We start from the raw sequence: 23590 nt of genomic DNA, 5'->3' as shown, positions 1-23590 counted from the left end.
GTCGTAATCGTTACACAATTTATAAAGAATTCTGCAAGCTGCCGCGAGGTTTGCAGAAAAAGTTGCTAAAAGGGAAAATTTGCTCTTTTAGCGCCATATTTTTTTGGGCGCCTTTTTCCGTCTTCCACTCCCTCCCGATTTTACATCGGGATCCGTTCAAGCCGGGGCGCAGGCTCCGCAACAATCCAAACCGATTTTTCAAAAAAAAAGACTTTATATTTGTTAAAATTTACATTTTATGCAGCTGGTAAAAGTTGGGCTTTGCGCTTTCGGGATGAGTGGAAAAATCTTCCACGCGCCGTTTATAAAAGAACATCCGGGATTTTTTCTTTCCGCAATTGTAGAGCGCTCCAAAGAAGAATCGAAATCCGCTTATCCCGACGCGGAAATCTTTCGCTCCGTGGAAGAAATGCTGGAAAATGCAGATATCGATTTGGTTGTGGTAAATACGCCGGTGCAGACGCATTTCAATTACGTAAAATTAGCCCTTGAAGCAGGTAAAGATGTTATCGTAGAAAAACCCTTTACCGTAAATACCGCCGAAGCCGAAAAATTGGTTGAAATAGCGGCAAATAAAAATCTCTTTCTCAGCGTGTACCAAAACCGCCGCTTCGACCGCGATTTCTTTCAGGTCAAAAACATTCTGGACTCCGGAAAATTAGGAAACTTAAAAGAAGCTGAAATCCGTTTTGACCGTTTCCGTCCCGAACCGGGTTCCAAGGAACACAAAGAAAATCCGGATTTGCCGGGTTCCGGAGCGCTGCACGATTTAGGTTCGCACCTCATCGATCAGGCGACGCAGCTTTTCGGTTTTCCGGAAAAACTTTTCGCGGACGTTTTCTCCATGAAAGGTTCCAAGTTTGCAAATGATTATTTTGAGATTCTTCTGTATTACAAAAATGATCTGCGCGTACGCTTAAAATCTTCGGTTTTCAGCAAAGAAGCACACAACGCTTATATTTTTCACGGTGAAAAGGGCAGTTTTTTGCAGGAAAGAACCGATTCTCAGGAAGCGGAACTGGTAGCTGGCGCGCGACCGATATTCAATGAAATCTGGACAAAATCTTTATTTGAACCCGATGGAATTCTGACTTTCATTAATGAAAATTCCGACACGGAAAGAATCCTGACTTCCAGCGAAGCGGGCGATTATATGCAGTATTACGATGAAATTTATGAACATATTGTTTTTGGCGCTGCACTTCCTTCACCCGGAACGCAAATCATTCAAAACATGAAAATTATCGATGCAGCTTTAGAAAGCGCTGAGAAAGAAAAAGTAATCGATTTAAAAAACTTTTAAATTGAAAAAAATGCCGCTTTAATGGCGTTTTTTTTTGTTTTAACTTCAAAAATAAAAACCGAAGAAAAACCACAATTTCCTGCTGGAAATTGTGCATTTCAATTTTATAAATCGAAAGGAACGGATATTGTTGCAAAACCCATTAATTAAAATAAGTATATATGAAATGTCCAAATTGTAATGTCAGTTTAGTGATGACTGACCGCAGTGGTATCGAAATAGATTATTGCCCAGATTGTAGAGGCGTGTGGCTGGATCGCGGCGAACTCGATAAAATTATTGAACGTGCGACCCCTGAAACTCCAGCACCGCAACAGCAACAATACCAACAGCCAACACAAAGTTATACCGACCGTCGCGACTATTCCAGAAACGACGATTATCGTTATAAAAAGAAAAAAGGCTTGTTAGGAGATCTTTTTGATTTTTAAATTGAGACTCAATTTGTCTGGTGTGGGATGATTTATCAAAAAATGGTTCTTATTATACCGCTTTAAAATTTACCCGCTATTTCAAAAAAAGCACAATTTCCTGCCGAAAATTGTGCTTTCAATTTAATATGAAAATGAAAAATCAATCTGCCATCACTTCACCACTTTTTCGGTAGGTGTAATTCCCGTAAATGTGTCTGCGCGCAAAACGGCTCGGCGAATCTGAATTCACCATTTTGATGTAGGTATTTCTTGGAACACCGATGTATTCGTACATTTTACCGTTAAAATGCTGAACTTTCAGAATGGATTTTTCCAGATAAAAATCCTGAATTATCGAATTTTTAATGGTTTCGGTATATTCTTCCTTATATTTTTCCTGAGTTTCCGGATTGATGCTCACCAAAAAATGATAGGCTTCTATCACCGATTTGCTCACTTCTTCCGCTTCCAGTTTTGCCGCTTCATCATTCACAAATTTATCAGGATGCGAATCCTTCATCGTATTCCGGTAAATTGTTTTGAGTTCTTTTAAAGTTGCTGTTTTGTCAACGCCTAAAAGTTTTCTGTGTTCTCCAATTTTTTTCATAACCTGTGCGTGTTTTTTGCGCGTGCAAAAGTAAGCAATTAAAATTTAACAGGTTACAGCAGTTTGAAAAAATAAATTTCAGAATTTTTAAAAAAAATAGAAAATTAAGGCTGCATTTTCCGACTTTCGGTGTTCATCCATTTATCCCAAAAAGTAAAATATAAGCCGTAATTGGTATTGAATTCTTTGTGGTGATAATGGTGATGTGTGGCATCAATCCACAATTTTCCAAAGGAACTTTTCCGGAAAAAATCGGGGTAAATCTCAATATCCAAATGATTTATAAAACTGCTGAACGTCATAAACAGCAGGTAAAAAAGCAAAACATAAATATTCAGTGGAATAATGAGCAGAAGAATAGGAAGAATCAAAGCTTCCAGAATACTTTCCCACGGATGAAACGAAAACGCCGTCCACGGCGTCGAACTCAAGCTGTCGTGATGAACTTTGTGTACCACTTTGTAGATTTTCGGGACGTGCATCGCGCGGTGAATCCAATAATAATAAGTTTCGTGCAAAAGCAAAATTATAATTAAACTTACGGGCAAATACCAGTATCCAAATTTAGCCGGATCGAGGTAAATTGCCGTAAAATCATTGAGCCAAAGCCAATACGTAACAGCGCCAAAAAAGGCAAAAATGCCCGAAGAAATTACGCTCCAGTAAATTTCTTTCCGCACCTGATTTTTTTTCAAAGGCCGCTGACTCAGGATTTTATTACCGGTTTTATTGTTTTTGGTTTTCAAATAATACGAAAAGAAAAATCCGGCCGTGATGAAATAACGGATCAGAAGTATCGCAAAAAAGATGAAAACAAAACCAAAAAAATTTGCCATTTAAACCCGATATTTTTTCAAAATTACAAATTACTTTTTTAGCGTTTCACACCTTCCGGAAACTGAACTTTGTCAGGAGCGTTATTTAAAACCGGCAACACCGCTTTCAAAATCCTGGTTCTGCGTCCGGTTGTATCAGAAGGTTCTACGGGATAACTGATGACAGCTTCCAGCCACGCAAAAGTGTTGTTCCGGAAATAAACCGAAGCTTCCCACTGGCTGTATTTCCACTTTTCAAATTTCGGATATTTTGTCGCGAAATCCTGCTTCGCGGCATTAAGCAAACATTCTTCCACATAAGGCAAATCACTTGTAAAAGCAATTTGCAGCGCCGTTTCATTCCAAATAAAAGGCATTTGTGGCCCGGAATAATTCGTGATTTCTTCCTTTAAGATCAAACTATTCGGAAAACGGATGGTTCGTCCGCTTCGCCGGTCATTGCCCAGATAATCGCCACTGATTTCTAAAATCGAAGTATCCAAATAATTGATCTCCACCACATCGCCGCGGAAATTTTTAATTTGTATTCGGTCTCCGACCAAGTATGAACGCCGAAAAATGAGGTAAATCCACGCGATAAAAGAAGCAATCGGCGCCTGCAGTGCAAAACCCACAACCAAGGAAATTAAACCAAAACTGACCGCCGCCGCATATAAATTTTGAAACAGAAAAGACGCCGCCACTATGACACTGAATACAATCGCCAGAAATCGCACGATTCGCAACAGATTATAGCGGTCACCTTCCAGACTGTCCTGACTGTTGATAAGCCGCTCTAAAACCTTGCTGATGAGAAAAATTACTGCAATCAAAAAAAGACTGAAAGAGAATTTTCGCACAAACGGAATATATTCCCGAAACGGTTGGAAAACAGGTAACATCACCAAATAATAAGTCGCGATCAGCAGCAGGCCAAATGATCCGTAAATCATAATCCATTTTTTATTATCGCGATTTCCCATAAGTGAATTTTCTGATAAAAAGGTAAGAAAAAAAGAAGGCTGGCGCAAACTTTAATTGATGAAGGAAAACGAAAGTGCAAAAAAATAACCTGTTATAGCAGCAAATTTTTTAATTAAATGACAGAAATTCCTGCTTTTTCCGCAGAATTTCATTTAGAGTCTTTCCGCGCAGTCCCGGCAAAAAACTTATCTTTGCACCTGAAAAAATTGCAACAAAAATGAACGCTTTTATTGAAGAATTGAAATGGCGCGGCCTTTTTGCCGACATGATGCCGGGAACCGAAGAACAACTCAATAAGGAAATGACTACTGCTTATATCGGCTTCGATCCTACCGCAGATTCGCTTCATATCGGAAGTTTAATTCAGATTAAAATATTGGCGCATTTTCAGCAACACGGTCACAAACCAATCGCTTTGGTGGGCGGTGCAACGGGCATGATCGGCGATCCTTCTGGAAAATCAAGTGAAAGAAATGCGCTTGATGAAGCAACATTAAATCATTATGTAGATTGTCTTAAAAATCAGCTTTCCCGCTTTTTAAAATTCGACGGAACGGAAGCCAACAGCGCGGAGATGGTGAACAATTACGATTGGATGAAAGATTTTTCCTTTTTGGAATTCATCCGCGAAGTTGGCAAAAACATCACCGTGAATTATATGATGGCGAAGGATTCAGTAAAGAAAAGAATCACCGGCGAAGGCGGCGCAGAAGGCATGAGTTTCACCGAATTTTCTTACCAGCTTTTGCAGGGTTATGATTTCCTTCATTTATATAAAGCGAAAAATGTGCGGCTGCAAATGGGCGGCTCGGACCAATGGGGAAATATCACCACCGGAACTGAACTGATCCGCCGAAAAGCGCAGGGCGAGGCTTTCGCACTTACGGTTCCATTGATTACAAAAGCGGACGGTTCGAAATTCGGAAAATCTGAAGCTGGTGAAAATTACTGGCTGGATGCTAAAAAAACTTCGCCGTATAAATTCTACCAGTTTTGGGTTAATGCCACCGATGCTGATGCTGAAAGATTTATTAAATTCTACACTTTCCTGTCAAAAGAGGAAATTGAAAATTTAATTGCAGAGCATCAAACCGCGCCGCACGAAAGAAAACTTCAGAAAAAACTTGCAGAAGAAGTAACCGTTTGGGTTCACAACCGTGAAGAATATGAAAAAGCAGTAAAGGCTTCGGAAATTCTGTTCGGCCGCTCCACTGCTGAAGATTTGGTAAATCTGGATGAAGCGACTTTCCTGGAAGTTTTTGATGGTGTTCCGCAAAAAGAAATCGCTATTGATGAAGTTGTGGGCGGAAATTTCATCGATCTTATTTCGGAAAAATCCGGATTTTTAAAATCAAAAGGTGAAGCAAAGCGAGAATTGGCCGGAAATTCAATTTCCATAAATAAAGAGAAAGTAACCGACACTTTCCAAATAGAAAAAAAAGACCTTATTGACGGCAAATTTTTGCTTTTACAAAAAGGGAAAAAGAATTATTTCATTGTAAAAGCCATTTAAAATCTGAAAAGAAATATTTAACATAATATTATGAAAGCCGGAAGATTTCCGGCTTTTATTTTTAAAGATTTCACCTTATCTTTGCCTTTAATATTTTATTATGGTTATCCTTCTATTTATCGTAGTTCTGTGGTATTCGGGACTATTTTTCCAAACCTTTTTTCTGCACCGTTACGCGGCACATCAAACCTTTAAAATGTCCAAATTCGGCGAAAAACTGTGCTATATTTTAACGTGGGTTACACAGGGTTCCAATTATTTATCAGCTTACGGTTACGGCGTCATGCACCGCATGCACCATGCGTATGCAGATACCGAAAAAGATCCGCATTCCCCGAAATACGACGACAATCTATTCAAAATGATGTGGCGTACAAAGAAAATTTACGCTGATATCAATGCTCAGAAAGCAATCATCGAAGATAAGTTCACCAAAAATGTCCCACAATGGGAAAAATTCGACAAGTTCGCGAGCTCCTGGGGTTCTCGAATTGGCTGGGGAATCGCGTATACTGCATTCTTTTACTTTTTCGCAACTGCGTGGTGGCAGTGGCTTTTGCTTCCGGTTGCATATATGATGGCGCCAATTCACGGCGTGATTATCAACTGGTTTGCACACATTTATGGTTATACTAACTTCAAGGTTTCTGATACTTCCAAAAATCTGCTGCGTTTCGACTGGCTGATGATGGGCGAAGCCTATCACAATAACCACCACAAACACGGTGGCAGAGCCAATTTCGGCGGTGTGAGATGGCACGAAATAGACGTCACTTATTTAATTATGATTTTGCTGGATAAGATGAAACTCATCAAACTGAATCCGGTTGCGGTCGTAAAAAGAGAACATTAAAAATTACCGGGTATTTCCCGGTTTTTTTGTTTTTTATAAAATTTCCAAAACGTTATCTTTGCTTTATGGATTTACATTACCGCATTCGCGAACCCGAAAATATCACTTCAGAAACTCCTTTATTAATTCTCTTGCACGGCTACGGCAGCAATGAAGAAGACCTTTTCAGCTTCGCGCCGACGTTGCCGGAAAACTGGTTGATCATCAGTTTCCGCGCGCCGCTTACAAGCGCTTATCAGGGATTTTCGTGGTATGATATCGATCTGATGAAGCTCGAAAACCGAATTGATGTACCACAGGCAAAAGCTTCTGTACAGGCAATTTTAGAACATATTGCGAAAATCAGGCAGCAGTACGGACTTACCGAAGGACCGACCCATTTGGCCGGATTTTCTCAGGGCGGAATTATCAGTTATGCTTTGGCGCTGCAAAACCCTGAACTTTTCAGTAAAGTAGCCTGTTTAAGCTGCTATTACGAGGAGAAATTAGTTGGTGATGTTTCAAAAAACAAAAAAATGATCGAAAAACTCCGGTTTTTTATCTCACACGGAACCGACGATACCGTAATTCCGCTGGAATGGGGACGAAAAGCTGCTGATATTTTATACGATATGGGCGCATATTTTTCCTTCCGGGAATACATGAATGGTCACGGCGTGAACCAGAAAAACTATATGGATCTAATGGAATTTTTTAATAAATAAAAGCAAATTTTCCTACATTTAAGCATCATTTTTAAATCAAAATTTATGAAAAGATTTCTCCTTTTTTTAGTTTTAATAGCTGCGCAAATTTCTGCGCAAATCACATTAAAAATCACTGCAGTTCCGGCAAACACGCCCGCGGGAGCTACAATTTATGTTGCCGGAAATTTTAATGGCTGGAATCCGGCTTCCACACCGATGGTTTCCGACGGCTCAGGTAATTACACTTATACCATCCCGGAAGGAAGTGGCACTTTGGAATACAAATTCACGCGCGGCAGCTGGGCGACCGTTGAAGGAAACGCAACGGGCGGACAGTTACCAAACAGAACGGCGACTTTTACCGGGAGCGCACAGACTTTAAATCATACTATTCAGACCTGGGAGGATTTAGGTGCCGGAAATCCGAGTACAGCTGCTTCTAACGTGCATATTTTAAGCACTGACTTTGCTATTCCGCAACTGAACAGAACCAGAAAAATCTGGATCTATCTTCCACCGGATTACGAAACGTCTACCAAAAAATATCCTGTTTTATATATGCAGGACGGCCAAAATATTTTCGACAACAAAACTGCTTATTCAGGCGAATGGCAGATTGATGAAACTTTAAACAAATTATTTTCTGAAGGTGATTATGGCGCTATTGTTATCGGAATTGATAACGGAGGTGAAAAACGCATTGATGAATATACACCGTGGAATAACCCAAAGTACGGCGGTGGCGAAGGTGATCTTTATATGCAGTTTATTGCAGAAACGCTGAAGCCTTATGTGGATTCGCACTACCGTACAAGACCTGAAAAAGAGTTCAACGCTTTGATCGGAAGTTCTTTAGGTGCTTTAATTTCTAATTATGGCGGAGTGAAATACAGCGAAACTTTCGGGAAAATTGGCTCTTTCAGCCCGGCTTACTGGATTGTTTCCCAACAGTTTAATGACTTCATTGCTAATTCTACCGCTGATTTGTCAAGAACCCGTATCTATTTTGTTGCCGGTGCCACCGAAAGCACCACGATGGCAGCCGATATTGCCGCGGTGAAAAACGGCATGGAAGCAGACGGTTTAAAAGCTAAAAATACATTGGTGAAATTAGACAGTTACGGCCAACACAATGAAAATTACTGGAAAGGCGAATTTGCTGCGGCGTATCAATGGCTTTTTAAAACCACAACGCTGAATACCAAAAATGCTGTTAAAAAAAAACTCGTTGTTGGTTTCGAAAAAAATCAGATATACGTTGAAGGTTTAACCCAAAAATCGCAAGCTAAAATTTATGATTTGTCTGGCAGACTGCTTGAAAAAGTTGAACTAAAAAACGGCTGGAACGAGATTAAGAACACCTTGAAAAAAGGTCATTATATTCTTCAGACAGAAAACGCCGCGGTGCGGTTTATGTCAAAATAAAAAAATCAAAAAAACGAAGCTGATTTCTCAGTTTCGTTTTTTTTTAAAATCTTAAAAAATGCGGTTTTAACGGCTAAAATTTAAGGTTCAATTACGGTGGAATTTTTCACTTCTTTAATCATAAATGAACTTTGCGTACTCGCGATATGTTGCAAATTGGTCAGTTTACTTACCATAAAATCACGATATTCTGAAATATCGGCAACACAGATTTTCAGGATATAATCGTAATCGCCGGAAACGTGAAAACATTCCAAAACCTCCGGAAACTGCGTAATTTCATTTTCAAACTGTACGATGTACTGCTTTTTATGCTGCGCCAGTTTTACATGACAAAGCACCACAAAACTTTTATGCAGCTTGCCTTTATCCACAAGCGCCACATATTTTTTAATCACCTCGTTTTTTTCGAGCTTTTTAATTCTTTCGAAAACTGCAGTAACCGATAAATCAAGCGCCGCCGCGAACTGTTTCGTGGTTTTTTTGGAGTCATTTTGAAGCAAAACGAGCAATTTTTTATCTTTATAGTCAAAAATCATCGGTAATATTTTCGGCATTTGATTAAATGCTTATCCAAAATTAAAATAAAAATCTAAAATTTACCACTTTAACCGTTAATTTTTCTAAAGTTTAGGCAAACCTTTGTTTTTAAATTGGATTAATAACAATTTTAATCAATACAAAAACAAAGCTTATGAAAAAGTTCGATGCGGCCAATAATATTCAGGATTTGCAATATTTTGGCGAATTTGGCGGTGTAAATCCGTCAATTTCAGACAGTTCAACCTACACTTTTCTTTCCGCGAAAACCATGTTCGATACTTTCGAGGGAAACACCGAAGGCTGCTATCTTTATTCACGACATTCTTCACCGAGTAATCTTTACCTCGGCGAAGCTTTAGCACAAATGGAAGGCACAGAAAGCGCGAACGTTACGGCTTCCGGAATGGGCGCCATCACTTCTACCCTGCTGCAGCTTTGCAAAAGCGACGATCACATTATTTCAAGCCGTACAATTTACGGCGGAACGTATGCTTTTATGAAGAATTTTCTGCCGCAATATCACATCAAATCTACGTTTGTTGATATTACCGACCTTTTACTAGTGGAAAATTCAATTACCGAAAAAACCAAGGTAATTTTTTGCGAAACGGTCAGCAATCCGTTACTTGAAGTTGCTGATTTACGTGGCTTGGCCGCTATCGCGAAAAAACACAATATTAAATTGGTGGTCGATAATACCTTTTCACCACTTTCAATTTCGCCAACGCTTTTGGGCACAGACATTACAATTCACAGTTTGACAAAATTCATCAATGGAAGCAGCGATGCCGTAGCAGGTGTAGTTTGCGCCAGTTCAGAGTTCATCAATGATTTAAAAGACGTAAACACCGGCGCATGCATGCTTTTGGGACCAACGCTCGACAGTTTTCGCGCTGCAAGTATTTTGAAAAATCTGCGCACACTTCATATCAGAATTAAAAAACACAGCGAAAATGCCCAGTATTTAGCGGAAAAATTTGAACAGGACGGCGTATCGGTAAAATATCCAGGTTTAAAAAATCATCCGCAACACGAGCTTTTCAAAAGTATGATGAATGCAGATTATGGTTTTGGCGGACTTTTAACTTTGGACGTAAATACCGTGGTAAAAGCAAACGAGTTAATGGAACTGATGCAGAAGGAAAACCTTGGTTATCTCGCGGTAAGTCTCGGTTTTTACAAAACGCTTTTCTCCGCTTCGGGAAGCTCAACTTCGTCAGAAATCCCGGAAAACGAGCGAAAAGAAATGGGACTTTCAGACGGCTTAATCCGAATGTCCGTCGGCCTTGATCACGACATCAAGCGAACCTACGAAAAAATGAAATGGTGCATGGAGCAGGTCGGCATTCTGCAACCAAGAAAAATGGAAAAAACACTCTAAATATCAGCGTAAAAAAACAACCAAACTTGGTTGTTTTTTTTGTTCAAGAATTTATTTATCAAAAGTGTTAGGATGAACTTTTTTGATTTCCGTCACCGTTCCAAGCACTTTATCTTTCAGCGAAACCTGGTATTTTATAAGTTTCTGAGCAATTTCCTCATCACAGATTGCGACAATTTTCGCGGCAAGAATTCCGGCATTTGCGGCGCCGTTTAAAGCGACCGTCGCCACGGGAATTCCCGACGGCATCTGTAGGATTGAAAGAACCGAATCCCAGCCATCAATAGAGTTTGAAGATAAAATCGGAACACCGATAACCGGCAAAGTTGTACAACTTGCCACCATTCCAGGCAAATGTGCGGCGCCGCCAGCACCCGCGATGATTACTTTTAGGCCTCGTGATTTTGCGGTTTTCGCGTAATCGAACATGCGCTCGGGCGTGCGGTGCGCAGAAACTACCGTCAGTTCATAAGGAATTTCGAGTGAATTGAGAAAATCTGCCGCCTGTTCCATGATTTCCAGGTCACTTTGGCTTCCCATAATTATTCCGACCATATTGATATTTGTTTTAAAGCTTAAAGGTAAGGAAATTTAAAAATTATTTTTTGGCTGTTAAAGGGGCATTTTTTTCAGAATCAGCAATTGCCCGGGCGGCCGCAGCTCCGGTGCTAAAACACGCCTGCAAAAGATATCCACCGGTCGGTGCTTCCCAATCTACCATTTCACCGATGCAGAAAACGTTCGGGAAATTTTTTAATTCAAAATTTGAATTTAATGCTGAAAACGAAACGCCGCCCGCCGTAGAAATTACTTCGTCGATCGGACGGAAACTGAGAACATCCAGCGGAAATTTTTTGATGAATTTCGCAAGCTTTTTGACATTTGTATAACTTTCCTTATCTAAAGTTTTTAAAAGATTAATCGCAGTCGTCGGCAGTTTAAATTTTCTTTTTAAAACAGAACTTATTTTTTCGGTGCCACTCAAATTTTCTAAAATTTCAATTTCAGGTAAATTGGGTTTCAGATCTATATAAATCGTTTGCGGAAAATCGTTTTTTCTTGTAAAACGGTTCAAAAAATAAATCGGGCTGCCTTCCACGCCGTATTTTGTAAAAACAATTTCGCCGGTTTTGCTGTGATCGTTAAAATAAACTTTTATATTTTTCAGATATTGGCCTTGCAAATGGTGAAAACCTGAACTGGTATTGTATCCGGAATTTGCAGATTCTAACGGCTTTATGGCGATTTTTTTCGCTTTCAAAATGTCAATCCATTTCGCATCTGAACCTGTTTTTTTCCAGGAACCGCCGCCCATTGCGAGAATTAATTTTGAATATTTAAGCTTGATTTCACCGTCTTTATTTTTAAGCAAAACAGATGAATCATCGAAATCTAAAAAAGTATTTTCGTAATGAATCTGCACACCCAACATTTCCAGTTTTTTCAACCACTCATTTAAAACCTGAATGGGTTTAAAGTTTTTCGTCGGGAAAATCTTGCCCGAACTTCCCACATAAGTAGTTATTCCCAAATCATTTAACCACGCAATAACTTTTTGATTATCAAAACTTTGTACCGATTCGCGAATTTCTGGCGCGTCGTATTTTTCAACAAAAGCATTCAATTCTTCGCTGTGTGTCAAATTAAAACCGCCCTTTCCCGCCACTAAAAACTTTCGTGCGGCAGCTTTATTCTGCTCATAAACGTGAACGCTAAAACCTTTTTCTGCCAGCTTTTGCGCCGCCATAAGTCCGGCTGGACCGGCACCGATGATAATAATTTGATTTTCGAACATTTGCACAAAAATAGGTTTTTAGAATTCCGGAAAAAAATGCCGTTTTAGCAGTTAATTTTTGTTCCAGTCTGTGAATGGAAAAAGCGTCAGATTCGAATTGTAATATTTTTCATCGCCGGTCACTTCATCTTCCACCCAAACCGGAATCTGAAAAAGTTCTGCTTCGTCTTTCAGTTCAATTTCCGCGACGATGAGACCTTCGTTGTCACCGAAAAATTCGTCAACTTCCCAAAGATTATTTCCCACCAGAATTTTATACCGCATTTTCGACAGCGAAGTACTCGCAAACTGATCCAACAACTCATTAGCTTCATCAAATGGAATTTCATATTCAAATTCCGCGCGCGTCGCTCCGACACAAATTCCTTTAATTGTTAAAAAACCTTTGTCCGGAGTCTGCTGCACACGGATGGTCTTTGCGGGATCGGTCAGCAGATAACCTTGCCGGTACATTTCGCCGGCGGGCTTTTCCAGCATTTGCCACGCTTTTTTATCAACCAAAAATTTTCGCTCAATTTCTACACCCATAATTTTTGCTTTTGTTACAAAGTACACGCATTTCGGCTTTTAAACCAACTTTCAGAAAGAAAACACCATACATAATTGGTCAGCACTTTCATAAAATTTACCTTTGCAAAGATATATTTCGCTCGTTTCTGCAACAATTTTCAATATTTAAATGTTCAAAGATTCCAGATTAGTTATCGCCATCGTTACCGTTGCTATATTTTGGGGAACTACATTTTTGGGAATCCGCGTCGCGGTAGAAACCATTCCGCCCTGGTTTGTTGCCGGAATCCGCCAGTTTTTAGCCGGTATAATCCTGTTTTTTCTGCTTATTTTTTCGAAAAAGCTGAAGTGGATCGGTTGGATCAATTTCCGAAATCAAATCATTCTTTCCACTTTAATGCTTATAGTAGCAAACGGAATGACCACCGTCGCCGAAAAACACCTCACAAGCAGTTTGGCATCGCTGATCAGCGCCGCTTCGCCGCTTTTGGTGTTTCTGCTCAGCATTTTATTCAGCATGCAGAAGTTCAACATTCGCGGGTTAATCGGTGTATTGCTGGGTTTTAGCGGAATTGTGCTGATTTTCAAAAACGGCTTGCAGGATTTGCTAAACGCAGAATATCGGATTGGCGTCATTTGTATGTTCATTGCGATTTCGGGCTGGGCTTTGGGCACCATTTTCACAAAAAAAATCAATCACAGCCCACAAAATATTTCGCTGAATCTTTTTTACCAGTTCAGTTTTGCGGGCGTTGTACAGATCATTTTCGGTTTTATCGCGGCAGACAATCTCAGTTTTTCTTCATGGTCGCTTACAAGTATTGCGGCAACGGTTTACCTTGCAATTTTCGGCTCTGTAATCGCCTTTTTTGCGTTTCATTACGCTTTGAAAAAAATCAGTCCGACACAGATTTCCATTTTGTCGTACGTCAATACAATTATCGCCATTTTCCTCGGTTGGCTGGTTTTAAACGAAGAAGTCTCCGCCACATTTATCGCCGCCACCGCGCTGATCATTATCGGCGTTTTCATCACCAATTACAAACCCGGAATGTTCAGAAAATCCTGATTTTGGGCGCCTTTTTCCGTCTTCCACTCCCTCCCGATTTTACATCGGGATCCGTTCAAGCCGGGGCGCGGTGTTAAAACTCCAGATTCAGCCCAAAAATAAAGTTCCGTTTCGCGGCCGGATTGTAAAAACGGCCACCAAAAGCATTAATGTCATAACCTAAAACATATTCTGAATTATATAGATTCTGAATCTGCACGCGGAAATCAGCTTTCGTTTTTCCGAAGTTTAACGGATATTTCAGCAGTAAATTGACGATAAAACTCGGTTCAGACCAGACGGAATTTGCGTCATTCAGCGGAAATTTCGAGGTATAAAAATGCGAAAAAGCAACATTCATTTTTTTAAAAAAAACCAAATTAATTAGGCTGGCGAAACTTTCCTGCGGAACGCCGGTCAAATCATTTCCGGAAAAATTCGCTGCTTCCTGACCATATTTTCCGAATTTAAAATCGTAAAAATTGCCTGAAAATCTCAGCTTTAAATTGCTGAAAAAAGCATTGTTTAGCTCGAAATTTTTTGTTTCAAAAAGAATTTCTACGCCTTTCTGCACCGTATTTCCCTGATTTAGAAAATATTCCTGACCGTTTTCATTCTGCCTTCTTACAATTGCGTCTTTCAAGCGGAAATCAAAATAACTTGCTTCAACGAAAAGCAAATCTGCAAATTCTTTCCGGAAACCAATTTCTTTATTCCAGCCGTATTCCGGCAACAAATTCACATTAATTTCCTGAGTCGATGAGCGGATTTCTTCATTTGTCGGCGCAGAATTTCCTTTTCCGATTTTTCCTCGCAACGAAAAACCTTTATCAAGTCGATATGTTGCGCCAAAATTCGGTAAAATGTGGTTTTTAAATTTCACTTTTCCGCTTGCAGAATTTGGAAAAATATTTTGCCATTCGTAAGAATTGTAGTTTAAACTTACCGCAATATCCGTAAAAAGTCTTTGGTTAAAATTTAGCTTTTGGGACAAAAAATAAAACCCAGAGTTATTCTTCAGCTTATCGAAATTTTGCGGAAGACCCTGTTTCCCGCTATTGTTATAGTAATTTTTAATATAAATCGAATTGGTGGCGCCTTCAAAACCTAAGCGCCATTCTACATTTAAGTCATTCCAACTCTGTTCATAATTCAAGTGCGTTCTAAGGGCAAAATTACTTTCAAAACGGTTTTCAAAATTGGTGATAAACGGATTTTCAAAATCGACATAAGAACCTTGCACGAGGAAAAAATTATTCAGTTTATCCGTTAATTTCAGGTCATTTGAAATTCCCGCCAAAAGCATTTTATTTCGGATTCCCGCATTTTGCTCTTTTGCACCGGGAAGCGTTTTCGTGGGAAGTCGCGCCTGCCGCAGGTCTTTTTCCATTTGCTCCAAAGTCAATCCGCCAGGCGTTTCGTACGCTAAATCGGTAAAAGTGATCACCGATTTCAACACGCCCTTCTCGGAATAAGAAAAATTGTCTTTCAGAAAGATTTGTTTTCTGTTTACCGCCGATTGTTCGCGATACGAATCGGTGCGGTAAAAATTCTGGAAAATCTGGAAAAAATGTTTGCCAATCGTCTTCGAAAAATTCGTGCTTTCGTTAAAAGTTCCGAAACTTCCCGCAGAAAAATTAGCTGCTAAACCGTCACTTTTTTTCGTTTTCAAAAGTAAAGTTCCGCCAGTAACAGCGCCAAAATCACCACTTTCCGGACCTTTATAAATTTCGATACCGTTGATGAGTTCCGGAGAAATCACATTAAAATAAGTATTGCCCGAAGCGTCCGACAAAATAAAATTATCGAGGTAAACTTTAATATTTCTGACGCCAAACGGCGAGCGCAACGAACTGCCGCGAACCGCAATGCGGTAACTTCCGGGCGAACGTTCTTCAACGGTGCTGCCGGGATTTTGGTTAATGGCTTCCAGCAAACGTTCGGGCGAATTGCTATCGAGAATATTTTGCGAAATTACACCAACTGATTTGGTGGAATTGAGAAAAGCCGTCGGTTTTTTATAAGCTTCAATGATGACTTCGGAAATCAAAGTCGCGGAATCCTTTTGCTGAGCGGAGATTCGTAGAAAGATGGCGAAAAGGAAAAAAGTGAAAAATTTGCCCATAAACCGCCCAATTTTTTTTTATTCCGCAATAACTTTTACCAACGACTTGATGTGAATGAGCTGCTCCAAAAGTTCTTCCCGCGAATTTGCCAAAACATTGATGTGGCCCATTTTTCGGCCAGGTTTTGTTTCGGTTTTTCCGTAGAGATGCACGTAAGAATTTGGTAATTTCAAAACTTCTTCCAAACCTTCATATTTTACTTTTCCGCTGTAATTTACTTCACCAACTAAGTTCAGCATTCCGGAAAATTGCTTTACGGAGGTGTCCGCCAAAGGTAAATTTTTTAAAACGCGGTAAAACTGTTCAAACTGCGAATTTGCGTTTCCTTCCTGGGTCTGGTGCCCGGAATTGTGCAGACGCGGCGCGGTTTCATTCACCCAGACTTTTCCCTCTTTATCGAGGAATAATTCGATGGCGAACAAGCCTGCCGAATCCGCAGCGGACATGAACTGTTCCGCGATTTTATCAATTTGTTCCTGAACTTCCGCGGAAATTTCGGCGGGACAAATATTAAAATCCAGTAAATTGAGTTTTGGATCGGCAATCATTTCCGTTACCGGAAAAGTTTTGATTTCACCGGCTTCATTTTTCGCGATAATAATCGACAATTCTTTTTCGATGTCCACCAAATTTTCTAAAACTGAAGGTTCATCCCACATTATATCCAGATCAATTTCCGAACGAATGACCTGAACGCCTTTGCCGTCGTAGCCACCGGTGTTGAGCTTTTGAACAAACGGAAAAGCAATTTTTATCTCATCTTCTAAACTTTGTATTACCTGAAAATCCGGGCTTGGAATGCCGTTTTTTTTGTAAAATTCTTTCTGAAGAATTTTCTGCTGAATAATTTTAATAATATTTGCGCTTGGAATAACTTTTATCCCCTGATTTTCAAGTTCTTCCAAAGCTACCGCGCTGACATGTTCAATTTCGATGGAAACGACATCTTTGTCTTTTCCGAAATCTAAAACTGTTTGAAAATCATTAAAATTCCCTTGGGTAAAAGTGGAAATTTTGGCACAGGAGCAGTCAGAATTTGGATCGAGTGTGTAAAATTCGTCATCATATTTTAAAGCTTCCTGAATTAACATGCGGCCAAGTTGCCCGCCTCCTAGAATTCCGATTTTCATTTATTTTATTTTACTGATTTTTAAATAGCCGATTTGCGTAAAGTTTTCCTGATTTTCAGCGTCCGATTTTTCCAGAATGATGGAATATTTTTCCTTCATTTCAGCAGGTAAAATATCGTGGACATTGTAGATGTCATCAATGTCAACGCCGTGTTTGTCATCAATATGACTGGTTGCATTTTCGAAACCCATGGTTTTGTAAAAAGTGGTTTGCTTTACTCTTTTTACAATTTCCGCCATCGATTTTCCGACCATCAAAAACTGCTCGTGCAGTTCTTCAAATTTTCCGGGTTGATAGCCGCCGAGATTGATGAAAAAAAGCTGGTTTTCCTGCATATTTTTCCGCTTTTCTACAATCTTGATTTCAAAACCGTCCACAAAGCGGACTTCTTGATAACAGTCGATGTGAATCTCACCGTTCGCTTCGGACCAGAAATTTTTCATGTCTGGAATCAGGTCTCTCAAAGAAGGGGCAATCCCGAAAAACACGTCGTGCTGCTCGATATTTCTGCCTTCCGGCGAGGCGCCTAAAATGATGTAAAATAATTTCATGGGGTAAAAAAACAAAAATACGGTTTAAAAAACTTTTAGAAAATAAAAAACTGAGATTTAAAGCGCGCAAGCGGCAGCATAAAATATATAATTCTTAAATTTGTGACATGTCGGAAATCTTAATTCTGTTCTTTGGCGCTGTCAGCGCGGGTTTGCTTGGTTCATTAACCGGTCTCGGCGGCGGCGTCGTCATCATTCCTTTATTAACACTCGGTTTCGGCGTTCCCATGCATTACGCCATTGGCGCGTCACTGATTTCGGTGATCGGTACTTCGTCTGGGGCGGCGGCGGCCTTTGTAAAAGAAGGTTTTACGAACGTGCGCGTCGGGATGTTTCTGGAAATCGCGACTACGACGGGCGCGATTGTCGGTGCTTTAATTTCCGGACTATTAAATCCGAACACCATCGGGATTATTTTTGCGAGTATTTTAATACTGACCGTAATTTTGAATTTACGCGCGAAACCCGATCATCAGGAACAATTGATTAAAGGAAGTTTGGAGCATAAACTGCAACTTTACGGTTCTTTTCCGGACAAAGGTATTATTAAAGATTATTCCGCGCGAAATACTGTTTCCGGATTTTTCATGATGGCTTTTGCCGGCGTAATGTCCGGTTTACTTGGCATTGGTTCCGGCGCGCTGAAAGTTTTGGCAATGGATAATCTGATGAAACTTCCGTTCAAAGTTTCCACAACAACAAGTAATTTTATGATTGGCGTAACTGCCGTGGCGAGTTCACTGATTTATTTCCAACGTGGCGAAATTATTCCTGTGATTGTAGCTCCGGTGCTGATTGGCGTAGTGGTCGGAAGTTATATTGGATCGAAAACGCTGATTGTTTCGAAAACCAAAAAGCTAAAAGTGGTTTTTGGCGTTGTGGTAACCATCCTTTCGATTTATATGATGTATAACGGAATCAGCCAAAATTTTAAATAAATGAAGAGACATTTTACAGATCTTGATTTAAACCGGTCCGTGGGAAATCTCCTGCGTTTAGGCGTAATTTTGTCGGTAATAACCTCATTTATCGGTTTTCTGAAACTGTATTTTGAAGGTTTTGAAATGCCGAAAAATTATGCGGCGCTGGAAGTTCCCGAAGGTAAAATTTGGGCTACTTTTTGGCAGGCACTCTTAAATGTAGAAGGTGTCGCGATTATTCAGCTTGGGATTTTACTGCTGATTTTTACGCCATTGGTGCGCATTATTTTCGCGATGATTGGTTATCTGAAAGAGAAAGATTACACGTATGTCATCGTTTCGCTGATCGTTTTGGGAATTATGCTGGTGAGTTTCCTGATGGGATTCGCGCATTAAAAATGAAAAAATTTGCCGTTAGAAGGGCGAAAATTTTAGATTTTTCAAAATAGCTTCGGCTTTCAATTCGGTTTCCTGCCATTCTTTTTCCGGTGAACTGTCTGCGGTAATTCCGCCGCCAACGTACAGCAAAGCAGCATCACTAAATATTTCCGCGCAGCGAAGATTTACGAAATACTGGATTTCGGCCGAAGTTTCAACTTTAATGTAACCGGCGTAAAATTTTCGCGGATTGGACTCAAACTCTAGTATCGCATTTTTACAGAATTCCTTCGGAATGCCGCAAACAGCGGGCGTCGGGTGAAGTGCTTCAATCAGTTTTTCAACATTTTCAGCATCAATTTTTGCTTTAAAATCAGTTCGCAAATGTTTGATATTTCCGGAAATTTGGTCGTAAGTTTCAGATTGCGCAAGGTTTTCAGCGAAATTTTCTAAAGTATTTTTGATGAAATCCGTGACGGGTTTTTGCTCTTCGATTTCTTTCGTCGACCAATTTTCGTTCAGCGGAAGTGTCGCCGCCAAACTCATGGTTTCAAATTCGCCGTTTTCTTTATTAAATTTCCCTAGAACCTCGGAAAAAGCGCCAATCCAGCAAATTCCATCTTTCAGAAAAAAATAGACAAAAGCGTTTGGATATGTTTCGCATAAATTCAAATAGGTCTCGGAAAGATTCAGTTTTCGGTTTTCGAAATCGACTAATTTTCGGCGCGAAATGACGAGTTTTTGGAGATTTTCCTTTGTAACAAAATCGATGACGCGCGAAATTTTTTCGGTATAATCTTCTTTTTTTTCCGGGCTAAAAGCCGGTAATTTTCTGGAAATTTCCGTGCTAAAAACCGGATTTTCTAAAAACTGTTCTTTCGAAATTTCCTTTATTTCGCCTTTAAAATCGATTTTTTCCAAAAGATCAAAGTTGAAAAACGACACCGCATTTTCCGCAGAAGAATCTTCCGCGGTTAAAATCTGATCTGAAAATGGAAACCGAAAGTAAATCATTAATCCAATTTAATTAAAAAAATTGCCGCCAAATTGGCAAAAAATGCCTTTTTAGCGCGGAATAATATTGTTGGTCATCGTGGTGTGATTGATGAGCACGCCTTTCTCATCGCGAATTTCGATTTCGGAAACGTGCATTGTGTTGCCTTTTCGGATGAAACGCGCGGTTCCGGTGACGATTCCCTCTTTTTTGCTTCGCAAATGATTGGAATTAATATTCGTGCCGACCGGCGCAAATTTTTCAATATCGACGTGCAGAACGGAAAGACACGAACCCAACGTTTCGGCTAAAACGCAGCTCGCGCCGCCGTGCATTATTCCGTACGGCTGATGAATTTTCGGCGTTACGGGCATCGTGGCAGAAAGTGTTTCGTCGGTAACGTCGGTGAAAACGATGTCTAAAGTTTTGCCGAGCGATTCTTCGCCCCAGGAATTTAATTTATCTAGAATTTCTTCTTTGCTTTCCATGAAACTTTTAATAATTAAAATGAAATTTTTTGCCTTTTTAGCGCCTAAAAAATTTTAGGATTCCAATTTTCCGGGTATTTCGGGGTAATTTTCTTGTAATACTGTTCCATGTCCGTCATGATTTCTTCGTAGCTACGGCTTTCCAGTTCTTCTACCGAAATTTTTTTGCCCAGATACATCACTTTTTCTTTAAAATCTCCAGCAGCATAAACAATCGGAACTTTTGCGGCAAGCGCCATGTGGTAAAAACCTTTTCGCCATTTCGGCACGCGGCTTCTGGTGCCTTCCGGCGTGATTACCAAACTGAAATCTTCTTTTTTAAAGAGATCGACGACGAATTTCACCAAATCGTTTTTCTGGGAACGGTCAATGCCGATTCCGCCAATCGCTTTTACGATAAATCCGTACCAGGCTTTTGTGTGCGCGTCTTTGATGATAACTTTCAGCTTTTTTCCCATGGACCAATAGGCGAGATTTCCGAGGAGATATTCGCCATTCGAAGTGTGTGGCGCGACAACGAGAATGCATCTGTCGAGATTATCGACATCACCTTCAAGAACGACTTTCCAGCCGATGATTTTGAGAATTAATTTGGCTAAAAGTTTTTTCATACAATAGAAATTTTTGATTCAGTTCCTGGCAACATTAAAACAAAAAAGTATAACCAAACTCAACTGGTTATACTTTACAAAGATATTGATTAAAATCCGTCTTAAAATAAATTGCTGACGAAATCTACAATCTTGATGGCTATTTCTAATACAAACTGTACCATGTTTTTAAGTTTAAATGTTAATTGCTGTGCTGAAAAATTAACTCTACGAAATTAGGGATATTAAATTGGATATAAAAACCCTTAACTGTTAATTTATTATTAAACTTTGCAGATTTTCGAAGACTTGCTGGAGTCTGTTGAATTATCTGCAGTAAAGGCGGCTATTCTGTTTTGATAGAAATTACTTTTTTGCCGTCTTTAATGGAAATATTTACGTTTTCCATTCGTTTAAAGTTATTTTTCATTGAATCCATAATTTTATCAGCAGCAGCTTTTGGCATTTTGGTCCCGTTGATGATTACGCTGTCTTTGTCGTTAGAATTGTACTCGATGGTGGAACCGTTTACTTTCACTTTATTTTTCTGGATTACAATTCCCTGTGCGTCGTCATCGTCATCATCAGTTCCATCGCCGTTCAGGTCACCATCGAGGTTTAATGCATTTTCTTTTACTTTGAAAACCTGAGTAGTCATGGGAACTACGAGTTCATATTGCACATTGTAATCGCGGAAACGGTCCTGATAAGGATATTTTACAAAGTTTGGCAGCAAGATTTTATTACCTTGGATTTCTACCGGAACATCAAGCTGAACAGGAACATTATAACCTTCGCCATCTTTTTTGATAATAAGGTAAGGCGCCTGAACGTCAGCTTTTCTGGTTACTTCAACGTATGGATAATCACCTTCGTACACCATTTTTTTGTCCGAAAAAATATCGTCATCATAAGCGGTAAAATTCTGCGGAATGGTAATTTGCTTCACATCAACATACAAGCTGTCAGATGTCGTGTTGATTGCCACGTTTTCCACGTCTTCTTTATGACCTTTGTAAATCATATCGCGTTTTGCCATATTTACACCGAAATAGGTTCCGAAGGCAAGTAAAATCAGGAAAAGCGCTCCAACTACATAACCCACATTTCTCAATTGAGTTTTTGGTGAAATCAACTTAATGGAAAGCAAGCTGAATAAAATTGCCGGAATTAAAACACCGATGAGCATCATCGCGTATAAAACCTGGCTCATGCCATCGTCATCGAAAAGGAAATTAAATTCCTGCATTGGTGGGAAATCTGCACCACCGAACAAGCCGAAGATGAAAAATGCTCCGATAATGGAACCCAGCGCCATCAGTCCAAAAATCCCGCCTAAAACGTAACGGATCACGTTCCAGATTCCGCTACCGGCTCTGGTGATATAAGGTTTGTTTTCGTTGTAAATTTCGCCTACTCTTTGCGTAGATTCGTTGGCGAACTGTACTACTTTGGTAGATTCCTGCTTTAAATTATCGAAGTTCAAAGGCTTTCCCTTCATTTTCAAAAAATCGGTGGCTGTTTGTGCATTTGGTAAAACAATCCAAAGAATGATATAAATAATGATGATAAGCGTGGTTGAAATAGCAGCGGTAAAAATTCCCAGCACTGCAATACCAATCCAGATAGCGCGCATGGCGCTGATATCTAAACCTACATAATGTGCCAGTCCGGCGCAAACTCCGGCAATTTTCGCGTGTTCCGGATCGCGGAAAAGCTGTTTGTTGCCTGTAAAAGCTGCGGAAGATTTTTGGCTTTTTCTTTTTCCAGATGGTTTCTCAGAAAAATACACTTCTTCCTGCTCTTCAATCATTTCCGGTGAGCCGATTTGTGAAATCACTTTTTCAACATCGCCATCGTTAATCACTTCGCGTTTTCCCAAGAGATCGTTGAAGATTTCCACCATTCTTATCTCGATGTCGTGCATAACTTCTTCGACTTCAGTTTCATCAAGTGAGCTTCGCAGCGCGTTCAGATAATCACTGAGTTTAATATAAGCGTGTTCCTCTATGGTAAAAGAGTAGCCCGCGAGTCCTATAGAGAGTGTCTTGTTCATAGTTTTAAGAATTTGGTTGGAACGTACTTTGGGCATCGTTCGCTGGGTTATTGTTTTTAGTGATTTGGTCTACGGATTCTGTCAGTTCCTTCCAGGTGTTTTGCAGTTCGGTAAGGAATAAACCTCCTTTTTCCGTCATCTGATAGTACTTTCTTGGCGGTCCCCCGGTGGATTCTTCCCAACGGTAAGAAAGAAATTCGCCGTTTTTCAGGCGGGTAAGCAAGGGGTAGAGCGTGCCCTCCACCACATCCAGTTTTCCGTTTTTAAGTTCTTCAATGAGATCGGAAACATACATTTCGCGGTCATTGATCAAACTCAAAATACAGAATTCCAGAATGCCTTTTCGCATTTGCGCTTTGGTGTTTTCTGTGTTCATATTATTTTGGTTATTTGGTTCTGTATTGCAAAATTTTAAAACATTCCATTTTTCATTTTTTAGAAAAGAGCAGAATTTCATCAATCTTACATTGCAAAGATATA

General features: G+C 39.8%; 25 protein-coding genes. 10 read left to right on the top strand and 15 right to left on the bottom strand.

Going from position 1 to position 23590, the window contains the following annotated elements:
• Positions 1 to 238: 238 nt before the first annotated feature.
• On the top strand, positions 239 to 1303 hold the full coding sequence (locus OA84_RS11005; RefSeq protein ID WP_039346508.1) for a Gfo/Idh/MocA family protein: 1065 nt from the start codon (positions 239 to 241) through the stop codon (positions 1301 to 1303).
• Positions 1304 to 1464: 161 nt separating this feature from the next.
• On the top strand, positions 1465 to 1734 hold the full coding sequence (locus OA84_RS11000; protein WP_039346505.1) for a TFIIB-type zinc ribbon-containing protein: 270 nt from the start codon (positions 1465 to 1467) through the stop codon (positions 1732 to 1734).
• 142 nt (positions 1735 to 1876) lie between these two features.
• On the opposite strand, the gene OA84_RS10995 is transcribed toward OA84_RS11000, so the two are convergent.
• The 3 genes from OA84_RS10995 to OA84_RS10985 all read right to left on the bottom strand — a co-directional run bounded on the left by OA84_RS10995 (position 1877) and on the right by OA84_RS10985 (position 4121).
• Complete coding sequence (locus OA84_RS10995) at positions 1877 to 2323, bottom strand: KTSC domain-containing protein (protein WP_039346502.1); 447 nt, start codon at positions 2321 to 2323, stop codon at positions 1877 to 1879.
• Positions 2324 to 2427: 104 nt separating this feature from the next.
• Positions 2428 to 3159, bottom strand: a complete 732-nt coding sequence (locus OA84_RS10990; RefSeq protein ID WP_039346499.1) for a sterol desaturase family protein — start codon at positions 3157 to 3159, stop codon at positions 2428 to 2430.
• Positions 3160 to 3197: 38 nt separating this feature from the next.
• Positions 3198 to 4121, bottom strand: coding sequence for a mechanosensitive ion channel family protein (locus OA84_RS10985; protein ID WP_039346531.1), 924 nt, complete (start codon positions 4119 to 4121; stop codon positions 3198 to 3200).
• A 218-nt stretch (positions 4122 to 4339) separates the two neighbouring features.
• On the opposite strand from OA84_RS10985, the gene tyrS reads away from it, so the two are divergent.
• From tyrS to OA84_RS10965, 4 genes are all read left to right on the top strand, one after another.
• A complete protein-coding gene (tyrS, locus tag OA84_RS10980; RefSeq protein WP_039346495.1) occupies positions 4340 to 5635 on the top strand; it encodes a tyrosine--tRNA ligase in 1296 nt (431 codons plus the stop codon).
• A gap of 100 nt (positions 5636 to 5735) precedes the next feature.
• Positions 5736 to 6488 (top strand): acyl-CoA desaturase, encoded by a 753-nt coding sequence (locus OA84_RS10975; protein ID WP_039346492.1) that lies wholly within the window; start codon positions 5736 to 5738, stop codon positions 6486 to 6488.
• 65 nt (positions 6489 to 6553) lie between these two features.
• Entirely contained in the window at positions 6554 to 7192 is a 639-nt protein-coding gene (locus OA84_RS10970; RefSeq protein WP_039346489.1) for an alpha/beta hydrolase, read from the top strand.
• Between the two features lie 45 nt (positions 7193 to 7237).
• Entirely contained in the window at positions 7238 to 8599 is a 1362-nt protein-coding gene (locus OA84_RS10965; RefSeq protein WP_052252206.1) for an alpha/beta hydrolase-fold protein, read from the top strand.
• 80 nt (positions 8600 to 8679) lie between these two features.
• On the opposite strand, the gene OA84_RS10960 is transcribed toward OA84_RS10965, so the two are convergent.
• Positions 8680 to 9138 (bottom strand): Lrp/AsnC family transcriptional regulator, encoded by a 459-nt coding sequence (locus OA84_RS10960; RefSeq protein WP_039346525.1) that lies wholly within the window; start codon positions 9136 to 9138, stop codon positions 8680 to 8682.
• A 155-nt stretch (positions 9139 to 9293) separates the two neighbouring features.
• On the opposite strand from OA84_RS10960, the gene OA84_RS10955 reads away from it, so the two are divergent.
• Positions 9294 to 10523, top strand: coding sequence for an aminotransferase class I/II-fold pyridoxal phosphate-dependent enzyme (locus OA84_RS10955; RefSeq protein WP_039346486.1), 1230 nt, complete (start codon positions 9294 to 9296; stop codon positions 10521 to 10523).
• A gap of 51 nt (positions 10524 to 10574) precedes the next feature.
• Here OA84_RS10955 and purE read toward each other — a convergent pair whose 3' ends face one another.
• From purE to OA84_RS10940, 3 genes are read right to left on the bottom strand one after another with little or no spacing between them, the layout of a single operon-like run.
• On the bottom strand, positions 10575 to 11078 hold the full coding sequence (purE, locus tag OA84_RS10950) for a 5-(carboxyamino)imidazole ribonucleotide mutase (protein WP_039346482.1): 504 nt from the start codon (positions 11076 to 11078) through the stop codon (positions 10575 to 10577).
• Between the two features lie 43 nt (positions 11079 to 11121).
• Positions 11122 to 12318, bottom strand: a complete 1197-nt coding sequence (locus tag OA84_RS10945; RefSeq protein ID WP_039346479.1) for a BaiN/RdsA family NAD(P)/FAD-dependent oxidoreductase — start codon at positions 12316 to 12318, stop codon at positions 11122 to 11124.
• Between the two features lie 51 nt (positions 12319 to 12369).
• Positions 12370 to 12846: a CYTH domain-containing protein gene (locus OA84_RS10940; RefSeq protein WP_039346476.1), complete on the bottom strand. Its 477-nt coding sequence runs from the start codon at positions 12844 to 12846 to the stop codon at positions 12370 to 12372.
• Between the two features lie 151 nt (positions 12847 to 12997).
• Here OA84_RS10940 and OA84_RS10935 point away from each other — a divergent pair, with 151 nt between their 5' ends.
• Entirely contained in the window at positions 12998 to 13897 is a 900-nt protein-coding gene (locus OA84_RS10935; RefSeq protein WP_039346472.1) for a DMT family transporter, read from the top strand.
• Between the two features lie 73 nt (positions 13898 to 13970).
• Here OA84_RS10935 and OA84_RS10930 read toward each other — a convergent pair whose 3' ends face one another.
• The 3 genes from OA84_RS10930 to OA84_RS10920 are packed head-to-tail and all read right to left on the bottom strand — an operon-like array spanning position 13971 to position 17684.
• Positions 13971 to 16001 carry a TonB-dependent receptor gene (locus OA84_RS10930; protein WP_039346469.1) on the bottom strand — a complete coding sequence of 677 codons (2031 nt, stop codon included), beginning with the start codon at positions 15999 to 16001 and terminating at the stop codon, positions 13971 to 13973.
• An 18-nt stretch (positions 16002 to 16019) separates the two neighbouring features.
• Positions 16020 to 17132, bottom strand: coding sequence for a 5-(carboxyamino)imidazole ribonucleotide synthase (locus tag OA84_RS10925; RefSeq protein WP_039346465.1), 1113 nt, complete (start codon positions 17130 to 17132; stop codon positions 16020 to 16022).
• Positions 17133 to 17684, bottom strand: coding sequence for a DUF1543 domain-containing protein (locus OA84_RS10920; protein ID WP_039346463.1), 552 nt, complete (start codon positions 17682 to 17684; stop codon positions 17133 to 17135).
• Between the two features lie 107 nt (positions 17685 to 17791).
• On the opposite strand from OA84_RS10920, the gene OA84_RS10915 reads away from it, so the two are divergent.
• Together OA84_RS10915 and OA84_RS10910 are read left to right on the top strand one after the other, a co-directional pair.
• Positions 17792 to 18622: a sulfite exporter TauE/SafE family protein gene (locus tag OA84_RS10915; RefSeq protein WP_039346460.1), complete on the top strand. Its 831-nt coding sequence runs from the start codon at positions 17792 to 17794 to the stop codon at positions 18620 to 18622.
• Positions 18623 to 19000 carry a DUF1634 domain-containing protein gene (locus tag OA84_RS10910; RefSeq protein ID WP_039346457.1) on the top strand — a complete coding sequence of 126 codons (378 nt, stop codon included), beginning with the start codon at positions 18623 to 18625 and terminating at the stop codon, positions 18998 to 19000.
• An 18-nt stretch (positions 19001 to 19018) separates the two neighbouring features.
• Here OA84_RS10910 and OA84_RS10905 read toward each other — a convergent pair whose 3' ends face one another.
• From OA84_RS10905 to OA84_RS10885, 5 genes are all read right to left on the bottom strand, one after another.
• Complete coding sequence (locus tag OA84_RS10905) at positions 19019 to 19996, bottom strand: chorismate-binding protein (RefSeq protein WP_039346454.1); 978 nt, start codon at positions 19994 to 19996, stop codon at positions 19019 to 19021.
• Positions 19997 to 20047: 51 nt separating this feature from the next.
• Entirely contained in the window at positions 20048 to 20464 is a 417-nt protein-coding gene (locus OA84_RS10900; RefSeq protein ID WP_039346452.1) for a PaaI family thioesterase, read from the bottom strand.
• 44 nt (positions 20465 to 20508) lie between these two features.
• Entirely contained in the window at positions 20509 to 21075 is a 567-nt protein-coding gene (locus OA84_RS10895; RefSeq protein ID WP_039346449.1) for a 1-acyl-sn-glycerol-3-phosphate acyltransferase, read from the bottom strand.
• Between the two features lie 325 nt (positions 21076 to 21400).
• Positions 21401 to 23110: a PspC domain-containing protein gene (locus OA84_RS10890; protein ID WP_039346446.1), complete on the bottom strand. Its 1710-nt coding sequence runs from the start codon at positions 23108 to 23110 to the stop codon at positions 21401 to 21403.
• Positions 23111 to 23114: 4 nt separating this feature from the next.
• Positions 23115 to 23486 carry a PadR family transcriptional regulator gene (locus tag OA84_RS10885; protein WP_052252208.1) on the bottom strand — a complete coding sequence of 124 codons (372 nt, stop codon included), beginning with the start codon at positions 23484 to 23486 and terminating at the stop codon, positions 23115 to 23117.
• Positions 23487 to 23590: the final 104 nt, after the last annotated feature.

The sequence above is a fragment of the Kaistella solincola genome, from assembly GCF_000812875.1.
GTDB classification, from domain to species: Bacteria; Bacteroidota; Bacteroidia; order Flavobacteriales; family Weeksellaceae; genus Kaistella; species Kaistella solincola.
Note: the sequence above shows the minus strand (reverse complement) of the source record. Positions and strands in the feature narration are given on the sequence as shown.

What these genes read in the sequence shown, in the direction of transcription:
- OA84_RS10995 (WP_039346502.1), bottom strand. Translation starts at nt 2,323, where the DNA reads ATGAAAAAAATTGGAGAACACAGAAAACTTTTAGGCGTTGACAAAACA.
- OA84_RS10910 (WP_039346457.1), top strand. Translation starts at nt 18,623, where the DNA reads ATGAAGAGACATTTTACAGATCTTGATTTAAACCGGTCCGTGGGAAAT.
- OA84_RS10920 (WP_039346463.1), bottom strand. Translation starts at nt 17,684, where the DNA reads ATGAAATTATTTTACATCATTTTAGGCGCCTCGCCGGAAGGCAGAAAT.
- OA84_RS10915 (WP_039346460.1), top strand. Translation starts at nt 17,792, where the DNA reads ATGTCGGAAATCTTAATTCTGTTCTTTGGCGCTGTCAGCGCGGGTTTG.
- OA84_RS10925 (WP_039346465.1), bottom strand. Translation starts at nt 17,132, where the DNA reads ATGAAAATCGGAATTCTAGGAGGCGGGCAACTTGGCCGCATGTTAATT.
- OA84_RS10905 (WP_039346454.1), bottom strand. Translation starts at nt 19,996, where the DNA reads ATGATTTACTTTCGGTTTCCATTTTCAGATCAGATTTTAACCGCGGAA.
- OA84_RS10990 (WP_039346499.1), bottom strand. Translation starts at nt 3,159, where the DNA reads ATGGCAAATTTTTTTGGTTTTGTTTTCATCTTTTTTGCGATACTTCTG.
- OA84_RS10890 (WP_039346446.1), bottom strand. Translation starts at nt 23,110, where the DNA reads ATGAACAAGACACTCTCTATAGGACTCGCGGGCTACTCTTTTACCATA.
- OA84_RS10985 (WP_039346531.1), bottom strand. Translation starts at nt 4,121, where the DNA reads ATGGGAAATCGCGATAATAAAAAATGGATTATGATTTACGGATCATTT.
- tyrS (WP_039346495.1), top strand. Translation starts at nt 4,340, where the DNA reads ATGAACGCTTTTATTGAAGAATTGAAATGGCGCGGCCTTTTTGCCGAC.
- OA84_RS10965 (WP_052252206.1), top strand. Translation starts at nt 7,238, where the DNA reads ATGAAAAGATTTCTCCTTTTTTTAGTTTTAATAGCTGCGCAAATTTCT.
- OA84_RS10940 (WP_039346476.1), bottom strand. Translation starts at nt 12,846, where the DNA reads ATGGGTGTAGAAATTGAGCGAAAATTTTTGGTTGATAAAAAAGCGTGG.
- purE (WP_039346482.1), bottom strand. Translation starts at nt 11,078, where the DNA reads ATGGTCGGAATAATTATGGGAAGCCAAAGTGACCTGGAAATCATGGAA.
- OA84_RS10945 (WP_039346479.1), bottom strand. Translation starts at nt 12,318, where the DNA reads ATGTTCGAAAATCAAATTATTATCATCGGTGCCGGTCCAGCCGGACTT.
- OA84_RS10900 (WP_039346452.1), bottom strand. Translation starts at nt 20,464, where the DNA reads ATGGAAAGCAAAGAAGAAATTCTAGATAAATTAAATTCCTGGGGCGAA.
- OA84_RS10960 (WP_039346525.1), bottom strand. Translation starts at nt 9,138, where the DNA reads ATGATTTTTGACTATAAAGATAAAAAATTGCTCGTTTTGCTTCAAAAT.
- OA84_RS10975 (WP_039346492.1), top strand. Translation starts at nt 5,736, where the DNA reads ATGGTTATCCTTCTATTTATCGTAGTTCTGTGGTATTCGGGACTATTT.
- OA84_RS11000 (WP_039346505.1), top strand. Translation starts at nt 1,465, where the DNA reads ATGAAATGTCCAAATTGTAATGTCAGTTTAGTGATGACTGACCGCAGT.
- OA84_RS10935 (WP_039346472.1), top strand. Translation starts at nt 12,998, where the DNA reads ATGTTCAAAGATTCCAGATTAGTTATCGCCATCGTTACCGTTGCTATA.
- OA84_RS10895 (WP_039346449.1), bottom strand. Translation starts at nt 21,075, where the DNA reads ATGAAAAAACTTTTAGCCAAATTAATTCTCAAAATCATCGGCTGGAAA.
- OA84_RS11005 (WP_039346508.1), top strand. Translation starts at nt 239, where the DNA reads ATGCAGCTGGTAAAAGTTGGGCTTTGCGCTTTCGGGATGAGTGGAAAA.
- OA84_RS10955 (WP_039346486.1), top strand. Translation starts at nt 9,294, where the DNA reads ATGAAAAAGTTCGATGCGGCCAATAATATTCAGGATTTGCAATATTTT.
- OA84_RS10885 (WP_052252208.1), bottom strand. Translation starts at nt 23,486, where the DNA reads ATGAACACAGAAAACACCAAAGCGCAAATGCGAAAAGGCATTCTGGAA.
- OA84_RS10970 (WP_039346489.1), top strand. Translation starts at nt 6,554, where the DNA reads ATGGATTTACATTACCGCATTCGCGAACCCGAAAATATCACTTCAGAA.
- OA84_RS10930 (WP_039346469.1), bottom strand. Translation starts at nt 16,001, where the DNA reads ATGGGCAAATTTTTCACTTTTTTCCTTTTCGCCATCTTTCTACGAATC.